This window comes from Granulosicoccus antarcticus IMCC3135 (genome assembly GCF_002215215.1).
GTDB lineage: Bacteria > Pseudomonadota > Gammaproteobacteria > Granulosicoccales > Granulosicoccaceae > Granulosicoccus > Granulosicoccus antarcticus.
Map to the genome: position 1 here is coordinate 5657585 of NZ_CP018632.1, position 14382 is coordinate 5671966.

The following is a 14382-nucleotide window of genomic DNA, read 5'->3' on the forward strand; positions in this document are numbered from 1 at the left end:
TTTGCCAACGCGGGAGTGTAACCCAGGCTATGACTTTATGAGCGGTTTGAACAGCCAACAAGCTGGACAGGGGCCTGTATTTATCATGCTGCACGGCCTGTTCGGCAGTCTGGACAATTTTCGGTCCGTCTCCTTGCATTTGGAGCGCAGCCTGACAGTGCTGCGCATGGACCTGCCCGGACATGGTCTTTCGCCCTCGCTGCCAACCTTGTCCATTGAGGCCATGGCCGATGCGGTACTGGCAGAAATAGATCAGCTTGGCATCAAGGAATTTCACCTTCTGGGCCACTCGCTGGGAGGCAAGGTTGCGATGTCTGTGGCCGGCAATCCATCTTGCCAGGGCCTGCAAAGCCTGTGCGTGGTGGATATTGCCCCGCGGCAGTACAAACCACATCATCAGCCGATCATCGATGCCTTGCAGGCGCTCGACCTACAGCAGATTACGGATCGTCGCGATGCCGACCTGCAATTACGAAATGCCATACCGGATGCTGGCGTTCGTGCTTTCCTGCTCAAAAGCCTTTACCGCCATGACTCAGGGCATTTCGACTGGCGCTTTGATTTGCAACAACTGGCCACAGATTACCCGTTGATCTGCCGTCCACCGATCGTCAACCGGACCATCGAGCCCCCGACCCTGTTCATCAAGGGCGGCGACAGTGACTATCTTGGTGCGGACGATGAAACCGGTATCAAGGCTGTTTGTGCACACCCCTCTCTCAAGATAATCGTCGGTGCAGGTCATTGGCCACATGCCGAAAAACCCGCACAGTTCACACGTATTTGCCAGGAGTTTTTGAGCCATGTCTGATTCACTTCGCGATCAGCTGATGCAAGCAGGCTTCGATGCTCCCAAGGAGCCTGTCCGATCGAAACGAGCACCATCCGGTAAATCGCCACGGGGCGGCAGTAAATCTGGCAAATCCCAGGGCGGTGCAGATGGCAGGCGACAGAGTAAGCCACGGCCCACTCAAAACCCAGCACACGCTGCCAAGACAAATCGACGCGCTGCCACAACACCGACAGCCGCCGCGCCCGACGCAGAAGCCATTCGACGTAAGGCTATCAAGGCGGAGATCAAGACTCTCATAGAAGCGGCTGCCATCAAGGAGTACCAGGGTGAAAGCGTCTATCGCTTTATTCTGAACAAGCGCATTCGCGAACTGCACGTCAAGGACGATATCCGGCAACAGCTGGTCGCAGGCACATTGATCATCACTCGTCTCAACGGAACCACATGGCTGGTGCCGGATGAGACCTCTACAGCCATACGCGCACTGAACCCCGACTGGGCCGTGGTAACGCCGGCTCCCGACGGACCGGAAGACAACACAGGCTACGAAGATTTTCCAGTGCCTGACGATCTGCAGTGGTGAGCTTCTACTGGTTCGACTACGAGACCTTCGGCACCCAACCAGCCTGGGATCGTCCCTGTCAGTTTGCAGGTGTGAGAACTGATGAGGATCTGAACGTCATCGGCGAACCCATGACGCTCTATTGCCGGCAATCGGAGGACTATCTGCCACAGCCCGCAGCATGCCGTGTAACAGGTATCACGCCACAGCTTGCCAATGAAAAAGGCCTCTGTGAGGCACATTTCATTCAACGCATACTGGATGAAATAGGAGCTCAGGACACCTGCTCGGTCGGCTACAACAGTATCCGTTTTGATGACGAATTCACCCGCCACACGCTCTTCCGCAACCTGCAAGACCCCTACGAACAGGAATGGAAAAACGGCAACTCCCGATGGGACCTGATTGACGTGGTGCGGCTGACTCGAGCCTTGCGCCCTGAAGGTATTCAGTGGCCATTCCATGAAGATGGCTCGGCCAGCAACCGGCTTGAAGACCTGAGCGCCATCAACGGTATTGAGCATGGACAGGCGCACGACGCCATGTCAGATGTCTGGGCAACCATTGGCATGGCAAAGCTGATCAGGGACACCCAGCCTCGCCTGTTCAACCATGTATTTTCACATCGAGGCAAGGCTAGCGTCGCTCAGTTACTGAACCCTCAGGAACGTACCGTCAGGCTTCAGGTTTCTGGGATGGTGGCCGGCAGCAGACACAATGTCGCTGCCATTTTGCCGCTGAGCAAACACCCGGACAATGCCAACGGCGTCATAGTGCTTGATCTGCAAGATGACCCCCGTTATTTGCTGGAACTGGATGCCGACGAGATTGCCCGGCGCCTTTACCAACCAGCCAGCGAGCGCAAGGACACTGATGCACCTCGCCCCGGCTTGCGTACGGTACAAATAAACAAATGTCCCGTGATTGTGCCGCTTTCCACGCTACGCCCTGTCGATGCCGAACGCTTGCAAATAAACCGTGCTCAGATCGATCAGCACGCAGCGTGGGCCCAGGAAGTCTGCAATAACGAGCATGTTCTGGAACAGATCAGACGGGCTCTGAGCCGACAGTGGCAGGATGATTCCAAGATCGATGTGGATGGCACCCTGTATAGCGGAGCATTCCTGTCTTCATCTGACAAGAAGAGCTTGCAAACCATCAGGAAATTGTCTCCTGAAAAGCTGGCACTGAAGCTGGAGCAGGTTTCTGGTCATTTCGATGACAAACGTCTTGACGCAATGGTCTGGCGCTATCTGGCCCGCAGCTTTCCCGATGCGCTGACACCGGAACAATCCTTGCGCTGGCAGCAAGAGTGCGTCACCCGCTTATCTGACAATCACTCAGCCTGGCTGGGTTACGAAAGCTATCAGCAGGCACTGGATGAGATCGAATGGACGCCCGCGGAAAGGGAACTACAACAGGCACTGAACGTCTATTCCCTGCAGCTGCAATCAACCTGAACTGTGCAGGGACTACCGCAGCCCTGCCTTGTTGAAGCTCGATTTGGTATTGATTCGACTTAGTTGGTACGCCGACCACCACCATCCATGAAGTCCGTACCTGAAATCAGCGGACGCATGGTGTTAGTCACGAAAAAAGCGAAAAACAGAAAAAAGAACTTGAATTTGAGAGTTGCGTAATCGGGCCCGATCCAGTGAGCACTAACCATGAATATAACCGCCGCCAACACAAAACCGTAGGCCGAATGGTAATAAAGGTTCATGATTGAATTCGTGATTTCCTGACGATACACCCCGCTCAGCACCATCGACATCATCATGATGAATACAACCGGCACCATCGGCGCCAGCATGCTCTGCACTGAATGACCCAGGCTGACGTACCCGGCCGCCAGAAAGACGCAGCAGAATAGCAATGATTCCACTACAGCTCGGAAAAAGGTAGGAAATCGAACCTGACGAAACGCAGTTCGTTGCACGAAATTTAGAACACTACGTGCACTGATTCTATTTAGACTACTTACGCTCATGGCATTCAATCCCGTCAGAAATAGCGCCAGTAACCACCCCGCGCCTAGGTAGGATGGTGATAATAACACTCTGTTAATGTAACTTTGTAACGCAACGTCACGCAAAGACATATTGTGACGAAGTTCTCGCAATTGAGGGGTTACATGCTGACTCTGCTAGCATCCAAATAATGACGCAACAACGAATAAAGCTGTACCAGGGTTCAGCCAGTCCTTGTAGTTATCTGGACAATCGGCAGGCCGTGAACATCTATGCAGATCCACATCACCCACACCCCAGGGCTGTCTATAACCAGCTGATAAAAAAGGGTTTTCGGCGATCTGGAGAATACGTATACCGCCCTGGATGCACTCACTGCTCGGCCTGTGTACCCGTTCGTATTCGTTGTGAGAACTTCACGCCACGGCGTACCGATCGACGCAATCTGAAACAAAACAACGATCTGAGAGTGGACTATCAGCCAGCTTGCTTTACGGAAGAATATTTTCAGCTTTACAGACGTTATCTTGCAGCCCGTCACACCGATGGCGGTATGGACAATCCCGAGCCTGAAGATTTTGAACGTTTCCTGCTCAACCCCTGGGGAGAAACCCTGTTTGTCGAAGCCAGACTGGATGGGCAAGTAATCGCTGTTGCCGTCACGGATGCCACCTCTGATGGCCTGTCGGCGGTCTATACGTTTTTCGACCCGGACCATGGCCATCGTGGCTTGGGAAGGTACTGCATTCTGCAGCAGATCGAGCTATGCGGATCCATCAACATTCCCTATTTGTACTTAGGGTATTGGGTGGATGGATGCCAGAAAATGCAGTACAAGACTGATTTTCGACCTCAGGAACACTTCGACGGTCAGGAGTGGATAGTCACACCGTCCTGAGAAGTCCCCAGGGACACCGCATTGGCACAACTCAACTCACAAAGTCACGCCACACTGAGCACCGGTGCAGACAAACTGATCAGCCACGCCGGGCCTGCTCGATCCCCCGCAGATAAAGCTCGTACATGCTCTGAGGCCCCCAGTCATCTCGCAGACTGGAAAACAACGACTCCGCAGTGCCCCAGTCTCCGGACTTGCTTGCCGCCATCGCTTTATCATGCCTGACCAGCAGCTGCATGACCTGCTCATTGAGCTGTTCCTGCGAGCCCAGAGGCTGATACATTGTCACCGACTTGCTGCGTCCTTTCACCATCACCGTATCAAGCTCGCGAAACAGCATGCCGGGCAGCTCAGCCACGGTATTGTCACCGACAATGATCGGCACATGATATTTGCGCGTTTGAGCTTCGAGCCGCTGAGCAACGTTGACACTGTCGCCGACCACCGTGTAATCCATCCGGTACTCGGATCCGAGCGGACCGACCATAGCAGGACCCGTACTGATACCGATACCCATGCTTACCTGCGGCAGCTGCCGATCGCGATATCGACCATTCAGTGTATCCAGCTCCGCCTGCATGTCCATGCCAGCGCACAGTGCATCATGAGCATGTGTCTCGCTACGGATACCGCCCCCCCACACCGCCATCACACTGTCTCCCATGTACTTGTCGATAGAGCCCCGATAACGAACCACAATGCGACTGATATAGGTGAAATACAGGTTCAGCCATTCGGTTAATTCGTTAGGCTGCAACTGCTCTGATATGGCAGTGAAGCCGATGACATCGCAAAACAACACACTGATATTGCGCTGCTCTCCGGACAAACTCACCGCCTGAGGATCACGACCGTATTCTCTGGCTAATTCGGCTGGAACATACTGACTCAGCAAGCGGTGAACTCGCTTGCGATCTCGCACTTCACCGATATAACTCAGCAAGACATACATGCCATAGAGTACGAATACCGTCAGCAATTCGAACTCGATAGGAATGCGCGGCACATCCGAACTGAATTTGTAATGTAACAGCCCCACACCCACTGCAGCTGCAATCGCCAGAACCGTTGCAGCTGGCAACCGAAACAAGGGCATCAATGCACATTGCATGATCAGAATCAGCAAGCCGGTCCAGAAGGTGCGGCCAAATGAGCCTGCCTCGAAGAGATTGAAAGACTTCCCACCACGTACATTCAATGCGAACAGCTGGCCAGAATCATTATCACCGGCCAGCCATTCAAAACCAAAATACAGACGAAAGACCCCCAGACCGGTCAACACCAGCAACGTGAGTACCAGCAGCAACAGCAAGGAAAACGACAGGCTGCGAGGACCAGGTCTGTAATAAGGTAGCTTCACGCTATTCAATTCTTACGAGTGTCTAGTCGTCGACACTAGCCGTGCAACAAGTCTAGCGCCTGCTCGTGCAGAGCTACCGAGCAGGCTGCCAGAACCGAAGTTGTTGCCTCGTTAACAGCCTGTCCGTGCATATCCGTGATGATGCCTCCCGCTTCTCTGACAGCGACGGTCAGGGCGGCAATATCCAGGATATTCACATCCGATTCGAGTATCAGGTCTGCCTGACCGCTACACAGCTGATGGTAATGACAGAAGTCACCATAGCCTCTGACGCGGCGCACGCGACCAACAATCTGCGCATAGCGAGACCAGGCGTCCGCATCACGCGCCAGAGTCGTCAGGTTACCGGATGAGAAAAAAGCATCATCGATGGACGTGATGTCATTGCAATGAACCTGTCGTCCGTCCAGCCAGGCTCCCTGCTCATGAACAGCAACCATCTTCTCGCCATAAGCAGGTGCATTCGAGACGCCCAGGCGTAACTCATCGTCCACTTCAAGCGCAATCTGCGTGGAGTAATAACGCGATCCTCGAATAAAACTCTTGGTCCCGTCAATCGGATCAACCAACCATCGCAGCCCTGCCCCTTTCCCAGACTTTTCAGTCGCAGCGCTCTTACCCGTTTCTTCCCCAAAAAAAGCAGCATTGGGCAACGCTTTCGTCAGAACCTGCTTGATTGCCTTCTCGGCCGCCACATCTACTTCAGTCACCGGTGACTGATCCGATTTCAAAGTCACATGCCAGTCGCCACGCGCCAGAAAATCGCTGATGACCTGCTGAGCTGCCTCAACCGCCTCTTCTGCAGCCTTACGCGCTACCGTCATATCCAGTTCCACACTCACTCCATGCATCATTGTTTTGTTACTGCACAGTATACGGTGCCCACGTGTGCCAGATCACGTACTCAGACTCCGCCGAACACAGGTAACTGACTTCCACCTATCGAGCATGAACAATGCCGTAATCGTAATTGACATGAACAGTTTTCAACAAATCTGCCGAGCGCCCCTACAGAACGTATTTAACGATTCGGCAAACAATATTGGCATCGTTACTGTCAAGCCTGAACATTCTTCTCGGAAAGCAGTAGACTTGCCGACCCGTCAATGCCACAAGCACCCTCTTTAAGAATGGGACTGAATCCGCAACAACTGGCAGCCGTCAAACACTTCGAGACACCCTTACTGGTGCTGGCCGGAGCTGGCAGTGGCAAAACCGGTGTTATCACCCAGAAAATAGCCTGGTTGATAGAAAAGCAAGGCTACTCCCCTACATCGATAGTAGCCGTCACCTTTACCAACAAAGCATCCAACGAGATGCGCGCCCGACTCAAGAAGCAACTCGGGCCAGCGCAGATGAAAGGCTTGACCATCTCGACGTTTCACCGCCTGGGCATGGACATACTGCACAAGGATGGTGAAGCCATGGGTTTGCGCAAGGGTTTTACTATCCTTGATCAGGGCGATTCTCTGAGCACAATGCGTGAGCTGATACGTGAGGACAACGCTGGCATTGAGGAGCGAGACCTCCAGAACATCATCTCCAACTGGAAGAATGAGTTCATCACGCCCGCCGGCGCACTAGCCAGTGCCACCGAAGACCAGGATCGCATCGCAGCACTGCTCTATGCAAAGTACAACGAATTGATCAGAGCCTGTAACTCGGTGGATTTTGATGACCTGATCAGTCTGCCAGTTGAGCTGCTGCGTGAGCACACCGAAATACGCGATAAATGGCGCGGCAAGATTCGGCACATGCTGGTCGATGAATACCAGGATACCAATGCGGCACAGTACGAGCTGGTGCGCCTGCTGGTCGACAAGTTCGGCGCACTGACAGCGGTTGGCGACGACGATCAGTCGATCTATTCCTGGCGCGGTGCCAAACCGGAAAACCTGATGAACCTCAAGGTGGATTACCCCAACCTGCGGGTCATCAAGCTGGAGCAGAATTATCGATCCAGCCAACGGATTCTACGTTGTGCCAACGCGGTCATCAGTCACAACCCGCACGAGTTTGAAAAAGCGCTCTGGAGTGATCTGGGCATTGGCGACATGCTGCGTGTTTCCACCTGCAAGCACACCCTTGATGAAGCTGAATGGGTGGCGGCCGAAATTCTCACCAGGCACTACCAGAAAGATACCCGCTGGGGAGACTTTGCCATTTTGTATCGCAGCAACTTCCAGTCGCGCGCATTCGAACAATCCATGCGTGAAAAACAGATCCCCTACACAGTCAGCGGCGGCAGCTCCTTTTTCGACAAACCCGAAATCAAGGACATGCTGGCCTACCTGAAACTGCTGGTGAATCCGGATGATGACACCGCCTTTCTTCGATGCATCAATACCCCACGTCGTGAAATAGGCCCGACAACGCTGGCCAAACTGGGCCAACACGCGCGTAACCGCAACATCAGCATGTTTGCCGCCTGCCACGACATGGGACTGGAGACACAACTGGATGGTCGTCCACTGCATCGACTGCAACGTTTCGCGAACTGGCTGACCCTCAATGCCGACAACGCAGAACGGGGCGATACGCTAGCCGTGGTTAAAGGTGTTTTCGAAGACATCGAGTACAACGACTGGATCCAGACTCAATACGAGACCCCTGGCAAGGCTCAACGGGCCATTGAAAATACGGTGGAACTGTTTGCCTGGATCGAGCGCCTGCTGACCAATAATGAAGATCAGAAAGATCAACCCCTGTCTGATGTGGTTCGCTCTTTGTGCCTGCACGACATGCTGTCACGCCAGGATGATGAATCGGACAGCAACGAAGTACAGATGATGACGCTGCACGCCGCCAAGGGACTGGAGTTTCCGCATGTCTTCATGGTCGGCATGGAAGAGGACCTGCTGCCACATCGCAACAGTATCGAAGGCGAGACCATCGAAGAAGAGCGTCGCCTGGCCTATGTGGGTATGACACGAGCTCGTCACACCCTGACCTTCACCCGTTCTCGTGCACGTCAGCAGTTCGGCGAAACCGGTGCCTGTGAGCCCAGCCGCTTTCTGGATGACTTGCCACCAGAAGATGTCACCTTCATGGGTGAACTGGACAGTGCCACGGCCGAACAGACTCGGGCAGCCGGAAAGAGCGCACTCAAGGGATTGATGGATCTGCTATCGGCCGATTGAATCCCCGATAGCCACATGCGACACTCGTGTAAACGCTAGAACATGGGTAAATGAGGAGTGTCGCTTGAAAATGTCGATCCATGGCATATCTTCTTGGGTACTCCTATGCCTTCTGCCTGCTCCAGCCACTTCTCCGGTGACTAAGCACAGGGCTGCATGTTTTCCGGATCAATCCTCCAAGACGACTATCCATGGCCTCCAAAAAAAGTGACGAACCGCTGATCGTCGAATCCGAGCAGGACGACGCCAACGATACTCGCAGTTCAACCGGCACAGGCCTGGTCTTGCCAGATCAGAACCTGCCCAACAAACTGCTGCTTCTGCCGATTTTCGAACGACCATTCTTCCCCGCCCAGGTACAACCACTGGTCATCGACGAAGAACCCTGGGAAGAAACCTTCACACGTCTGGCCAAGATGGATCACCATCTGTTAGGGCTTTGTTACGCCGGTGACCAGGACGATCAGGCCAGCGCCTCACCCGGAGACTTTGCCGATACTGGCTGTGTGGTCAGATTGCACAATGTCGTACGGGGTAATGGCAAGATCCAGTTCATCGCCCAGGGCATGCAACGCTTTCGCATTGATGGCTGGTTGAACAAGAGCGCCCCGTTTGCGGCTGAAGTGTCCTACCCTTCCGAACGCACTCGTAATACGCCAGAGATCAAGGCCTATGCCATGGCACTGATTCAGGCGATCAAGGAACTGATTCCACTGAATCCCTTGTACAACGAAGAGCTCAAGAATTTTCTCAATCACTTCAATCTGAACGACCCATCACCTCTGGCTGACTTTGCAGCGGCGATCACGACGGCACCTGGCCCTGATCTGCAGCAAATACTGGATACGATCTCACTGCAGAAACGCATGGAACGTGTCCTTATCCTGCTGCACAAGGAACTCGAGGTAGCTCGCCTGCAAGCCGAGATTCGTTCGGAAGTTGAACAGAAGATGTCCAAGCACCAGCGAGAATTCTTTCTGCGTGAGGAGCTGAAGGTCATACAACGAGAGCTTGGCCTGGCAAAGGACGACAGAACGTCTGATATCGATGAATTTCGTGGCCGCATGGAAACGCGAAATCCGCCCGCCCATGTGGAAAAGCGGTTTGATGAAGAAATCAACAAGATGTCGATTCTGGAAACCGGCTCGCCTGAGTATGGGGTAACCAGAAACTACGTAGACTGGCTGAGCTCGGTGCCTTGGGGAAATTACTCCAAGGACAAGCTGTCGCTCCGCAATGCCAAGACTGTACTGAATCGTGATCACGCAGGACTTGATGACATCAAGGAACGCATCCTTGAATTTCTTGCCATGGGTTCGTTTCGAGGCGAGATCAGCGGATCCATTCTCCTGTTTGTTGGCCCACCCGGAGTCGGCAAGACATCCATCGGCAAATCCATCGCAGAATGCCTGGGACGCAAGTTCTATCGTTTCAGTCTGGGTGGCATGCGTGACGAAGCTGAAATCAAGGGGCATCGCCGTACCTATATAGGCGCCATGCCCGGCAAGCTGGTTCAGGCTCTGAAGGAGGTCGATGTCTCCAACCCGGTCATCATGCTGGATGAAATCGACAAGATGGGCAACTCCTACCAGGGTGACCCGGCCTCAGCCATGCTGGAGGTACTGGATCCAGAGCAGAACGGAGAATTCCTCGATCATTATCTGGATCTGCGTGTCGATTTGTCGAAGGTACTGTTCGTCTGCACCGCCAATCAACTCGACACGATTCCTCGACCGCTGCTCGATCGCATGGATGTCATTCGCCTGGGCGGTTACATTGCCAGTGAAAAACTGGATATTGCCCGCCAGCATCTGTGGCCAAGACTGTTGCAACGTAACAACGTCAAACCTTCACAAGTGAAGATCAGCGACTCTGCCATCAAGGCACTGATCGAGGGCTACGCGCGTGAAGCCGGTGTCAGAAGCCTGGAAAAGCTGCTGCACAGAGTGCTGCGAAAATCTATTGTAAAACTGCTGGGCAAGACCAAATCGATCAGTATCAGTAACCGCAATCTGGTTGAATTTGTGGGTGAACCTCCGTTTCGCGTGGAAAAGCAATTGGGTGGCGTTGGGGTCATTACGGGCCTTGCCTGGACAGCGATGGGTGGTGCTACCTTGCCCATCGAGGTGACCAGTGTACATGCGAGTGATCGTGGCCTGAAACTGACAGGCCAGCTGGGTAAAGTCATGAGTGAATCAGCACAGATCGCACACAGCTTCGTCACAACCAACAGCGAACACTACGGTGTCAGCGAAGACTGGTTCATGCAGCACAGTCTGCATTTACATGTTCCCGAAGGCGCCACTCCCAAGGATGGACCCAGTGCTGGTATCAGCATCACCAGTGCCCTGCTTTCTCTGGCACTCAACAAACCGGTCAGAAAATCTTACGCCATGACCGGTGAGATCACACTGACCGGCGAAGTTTTGCCTGTGGGCGGAGTTCGCGAGAAGCTCATTGCTGCCCGACGCATTGGGGTCAAAGAGGTGATCCTGCCCGATGGCAACAGACGGGATGTCTCAGAGCTTCCAAAGCATATCGTTGCGGGGCTGAAGATTCACCATGCCAGTCACTACGATGATGTATTTGCCATTCTGTTCAGCGCCAGCAAACGCAAGTAGCCTCATAACCGAATTGCATAACCTTGTCACAAGGTTGTGCAATTTCGGTGTCCAGAAGAAAATCTGGCGGTTATCAGACGCCTTAGCGGCTCGGGCGAAAAACCCACGCAAGCCTGGCAACAATATCCGGTGCTGTATCGACCGCAATATCCTCTGCGATAGAGAATTCGAACGACTGATTACCTCGCATCAGATAGCGCACGCCACCACTCATGACGACAGTAGCATCACTCAGCTCTGCCAGAGCACTGTCGTAGAACGGCGTATGCCAGTCAACTTGCAGCAAGAGCCGATACCGGTGCTGCAGAATGTACTGTATACCCAACGCACCAAATCCGACTACTGAGCGCTGCGGGGCAAGTCTACTACTCTGCCCGACGGCCAAGAGACCTGCGCTCATGCCTCCACGCCATCGCTCGCCAAGGCTCCAGATCGGCGACTGTATATCCACGTAGGCATCCGGCTTGCCACTACCTCGCAGCTCGCTGAGCGAGCCCGTGGGCAGCTTTATTCCAACTCGTACGATAGCTTCTGAGGCTGTTGAATCTGCAGTCGCCTGACACCCCAGGGAGCGTTGCACAGAGAGTTGGATATCACCCAGACCCGACTCGGGCACATCGACCTGAACTTGCTGACCGGACTCCCCGACGTAGCTATATGTCAGTTCATCGAAAGGGACGTTACTGCGATTAGCATCCGGCAAACCGAAGAACTGGTGCCAGTCATCAATGGCACGATCGAATAGTCCGCCGCTGTGTTGAATGAAGGGTACGAGCAGCTCACCTTGCCAACACGACATTAGTCGTTGTCGATGCCTGAAGGTCAGCTCACTGGTTTCACCATCGAGCCTGAGCTGCTCATTACCAGCCATGCTGCCGATGAACTGATTGGAGTGCTCCAGTGACAATTGCCATTCACGAGACTGCACCGGTCTGGCAGCAGCTCCCGGCAAGCCAAAGATCGCATTAAAGGCATGCTGGGAGTGAATCTGCAGCAGTGGTGAGTCATCACTCTGTTCTGCCTGTACGAAAGTACTGGCACTCAGACAGATCGCCAGAACTGCAACAGGTATCTCCCATCGAGTTCCGGCCTTAGCTGCGAGCCCCCCTCGGCGGAAAAACTCAGGCACCACCGTAGGCCATTACCGTCTGGTCTGTCTAGTTAGTGGTGGTCAGTGGCTTGGAATCATTGACCATTCCCGCCAGTACCGCAGCTTCACGATAGCCAGGAATTTTGACGCCACTATCCGTATAGATCAAAGGCGTGCCGCGCAGTCCCAGGCGCTCTGCCAGGGCAACGTGCATTTCTATGGGGTTGTCGCAAGACTTCGGTTCGACCTTGCCGCCTGATTTAGCATTGGTCATGGCTGCCTGTGGATCATCGGCACACCAGACGCTTTCCAGATCCTTGTGTCCCTGAGAACCCAGGCCTGCGCGAGGAAACAACAGGTAGCGCACCTTCACACCGGCATCGAGCAATGTATCAATTTCACCATGCAGACGACGGCAATAGCCACAGCTGATATCCGTAAAGACGGTTATGGAGCGATTCGACGGTGTTTCTGGTTCGTAGACAAGCATGTTTTCTTCGCCTACCTCATTGATCAGAGCCATCTGAATGCCGCCAAGCCTGGCATCAGTCATGTTCTCTCGATCACTCAGACGGATGAGACTGCCATCTACAAGGTATTCGGCTGATTCATCAACGTAATAGATTTGTCCATCAGTAACCAGTTCGAACAGACCAGGTAGCTCGGACTTGACCAGACTGGTTACCGAGATGCCCGGAAGCTTCTCGGAGATCCTCTCCTTGACTTCGTCAATAGATGACTCTGCCAGAGCATGGGAGCTGATTGCCATGGAAATGACAATGAAGGCGATTAGAGATCTGAATTTTATACGGATGTTCATTGTGAGATATTCGCAGGAAACAGGCCAGTTCACAGGTTTTGATGTCAGATCCGAACTTGCTATCGTCAGATCCTTGCTAATTCTTGATTATTAGTGCCTTGATGATGCCGTAAGTTCCATCTAAAAACACAAAATATTGCGCCGTAGCACATTACCCACGTGGATGATGTGCACGATGCAAGGACTTCAGTCGCTCGCTCGCCACGTGCGTATATATCTGAGTGGTGGACAAGTTACTGTGTCCCAGCAACAACTGAACGACACGAAGATCGGCGTCATGATTCACCAGATGCGTAGCAAAGGCATGTCGTAGAACATGAGGCGAAAGCGGTGTACGAATGCCCGCACTGATCCCATGCGCCCGGATGCGATACCAGAAAGCCTGCCGGGTCATCGCAGCACCACGATTGGATAGAAACAGTACATCAGTGCTATCGCGCATCAATGATGGTCGAGCGACACTCATATAACGTGTTATCCAGTCAATGGATACATCCCCCATAGGGATGAGTCGCTCCTTGCTGCCTTTGCCCCAGACACGCATGACACCCTGATTCAGGTTCACCTGATCAACGGTCAGACCCACAAGCTCTGAGACTCTCAGCCCACAGCCATAAAGTAGTTCCAGCATGGCTCGATCACGTAAACCCAGATCCTCACTAGCGAGAGGCGCCTGAAGAAGTGCCTGCACTTCTGATTCGGTAATCACCTTGGGCAAGGGCCTGCCCATACCGGGGGAGCTGACCAGAGCGGTCGGATTCTCAACAATCAATTTCTCGCGCAAACACCAGGCGTAGAAACGTCGCAATGCAGATAACAGTCGTGCAGCACTACGCGCACTGCTGCCATCGCTGATGCGGCTACTCAGAAAAGCCATGACATCGGCCCGTTGGGCCGCCAGTAATCCGGTGTCACTTGACTGCAAGGCGATGGCAAAGAAACGCAGATCACTGCCATAGGCATTGATCGTATGGGTGCTCAAGCCTTGCTCGACCAACTGGCTGTCGGCAAATCGCAATAACAGATCTGCATCTTGTGCAGGCAGTTCAGGTTTTTTTACACGCCTGCGATCGCGCGCTCCAGTCGACTTGGCGTTAGCATAGGGTTTGCCCATTGAACAAGCATACA

General features: G+C 53.5%; 12 protein-coding genes. 6 read left to right on the forward strand and 6 right to left on the reverse strand.

The genetic code is table 11. The annotated features are described in order from the left end of the window. The first annotated feature begins 37 nt into the window (after positions 1-37). The 3 genes from IMCC3135_RS24565 to sbcB are packed head-to-tail and all read left to right on the forward strand — an operon-like array spanning position 38 to position 2815. Positions 38-811, forward strand: coding sequence for an alpha/beta fold hydrolase (locus IMCC3135_RS24565; protein ID WP_088922053.1), 774 nt, complete (start codon positions 38-40; stop codon positions 809-811). Then, positions 804-1376 (forward strand): DUF2058 domain-containing protein, encoded by a 573-nt coding sequence (locus tag IMCC3135_RS24570; RefSeq protein WP_088919996.1) that lies wholly within the window; start codon positions 804-806, stop codon positions 1374-1376. Before IMCC3135_RS24565 ends, IMCC3135_RS24570 begins: the two co-directional genes overlap by 8 nt. Beyond that, a complete protein-coding gene (gene sbcB / locus IMCC3135_RS24575) occupies positions 1370-2815 on the forward strand; it encodes an exodeoxyribonuclease I (RefSeq protein ID WP_088919997.1) in 1446 nt (481 codons plus the stop codon). The genes IMCC3135_RS24570 and sbcB overlap by 7 nt, the downstream gene beginning before the upstream one ends. Before the next feature lie 59 nt (positions 2816-2874). Here the strand turns inward: sbcB and IMCC3135_RS24580 are convergent, their stop codons facing one another. Continuing rightward, a complete protein-coding gene (locus IMCC3135_RS24580; protein WP_157736250.1) occupies positions 2875-3240 on the reverse strand; it encodes a hypothetical protein in 366 nt (121 codons plus the stop codon). Between the two features lie 275 nt (positions 3241-3515). Here IMCC3135_RS24580 and IMCC3135_RS24585 point away from each other — a divergent pair, with 275 nt between their 5' ends. Continuing rightward, positions 3516-4223 carry an arginyltransferase gene (locus IMCC3135_RS24585; protein WP_088919999.1) on the forward strand — a complete coding sequence of 236 codons (708 nt, stop codon included), beginning with the start codon at positions 3516-3518 and terminating at the stop codon, positions 4221-4223. A 79-nt stretch (positions 4224-4302) separates the two neighbouring features. Here IMCC3135_RS24585 and IMCC3135_RS24590 read toward each other — a convergent pair whose 3' ends face one another. Continuing rightward, positions 4303-5583 carry an adenylate/guanylate cyclase domain-containing protein gene (locus tag IMCC3135_RS24590; protein WP_088920000.1) on the reverse strand — a complete coding sequence of 427 codons (1281 nt, stop codon included), beginning with the start codon at positions 5581-5583 and terminating at the stop codon, positions 4303-4305. A gap of 35 nt (positions 5584-5618) precedes the next feature. After that, complete coding sequence (locus tag IMCC3135_RS24595) at positions 5619-6437, reverse strand: inositol monophosphatase family protein (protein WP_236994649.1); 819 nt, start codon at positions 6435-6437, stop codon at positions 5619-5621. 276 nt (positions 6438-6713) lie between these two features. On the opposite strand from IMCC3135_RS24595, the gene IMCC3135_RS24600 reads away from it, so the two are divergent. Further along, on the forward strand, positions 6714-8723 hold the full coding sequence (locus tag IMCC3135_RS24600; RefSeq protein ID WP_088920001.1) for a UvrD-helicase domain-containing protein: 2010 nt from the start codon (positions 6714-6716) through the stop codon (positions 8721-8723). Positions 8724-8914: 191 nt separating this feature from the next. Then, a complete protein-coding gene (gene lon, locus IMCC3135_RS24605; RefSeq protein ID WP_088920002.1) occupies positions 8915-11344 on the forward strand; it encodes an endopeptidase La in 2430 nt (809 codons plus the stop codon). An 82-nt stretch (positions 11345-11426) separates the two neighbouring features. Here lon and IMCC3135_RS24610 read toward each other — a convergent pair whose 3' ends face one another. From IMCC3135_RS24610 to xerD, 3 genes are all read right to left on the reverse strand, one after another. Then, positions 11427-12473 (reverse strand): DUF3187 family protein, encoded by a 1047-nt coding sequence (locus IMCC3135_RS24610; protein ID WP_157736251.1) that lies wholly within the window; start codon positions 12471-12473, stop codon positions 11427-11429. Between the two features lie 28 nt (positions 12474-12501). Next, on the reverse strand, positions 12502-13254 hold the full coding sequence (locus IMCC3135_RS24615; RefSeq protein WP_088920004.1) for a DsbC family protein: 753 nt from the start codon (positions 13252-13254) through the stop codon (positions 12502-12504). 151 nt (positions 13255-13405) lie between these two features. After that, entirely contained in the window at positions 13406-14368 is a 963-nt protein-coding gene (xerD, locus tag IMCC3135_RS24620; RefSeq protein WP_088920005.1) for a site-specific tyrosine recombinase XerD, read from the reverse strand. Between the last annotated feature and the right edge of the window lie 14 nt (positions 14369-14382).

Bases quoted from the DNA above. Each gene is read 5' to 3' on its own strand.
- IMCC3135_RS24565 (WP_088922053.1), top strand. From the start codon at position 38: ATGAGCGGTTTGAACAGCCAACAAGCTGGACAGGGGCCTGTATTTATC.
- IMCC3135_RS24570 (WP_088919996.1), top strand. From the start codon at position 804: ATGTCTGATTCACTTCGCGATCAGCTGATGCAAGCAGGCTTCGATGCT.
- IMCC3135_RS24585 (WP_088919999.1), top strand. From the start codon at position 3,516: ATGACGCAACAACGAATAAAGCTGTACCAGGGTTCAGCCAGTCCTTGT.
- IMCC3135_RS24595 (WP_236994649.1), bottom strand. From the start codon at position 6,437: ATGATGCATGGAGTGAGTGTGGAACTGGATATGACGGTAGCGCGTAAG.
- IMCC3135_RS24600 (WP_088920001.1), top strand. From the start codon at position 6,714: ATGGGACTGAATCCGCAACAACTGGCAGCCGTCAAACACTTCGAGACA.
- lon (WP_088920002.1), top strand. From the start codon at position 8,915: ATGGCCTCCAAAAAAAGTGACGAACCGCTGATCGTCGAATCCGAGCAG.
- IMCC3135_RS24615 (WP_088920004.1), bottom strand. From the start codon at position 13,254: ATGAACATCCGTATAAAATTCAGATCTCTAATCGCCTTCATTGTCATT.
- xerD (WP_088920005.1), bottom strand. From the start codon at position 14,368: ATGGGCAAACCCTATGCTAACGCCAAGTCGACTGGAGCGCGCGATCGC.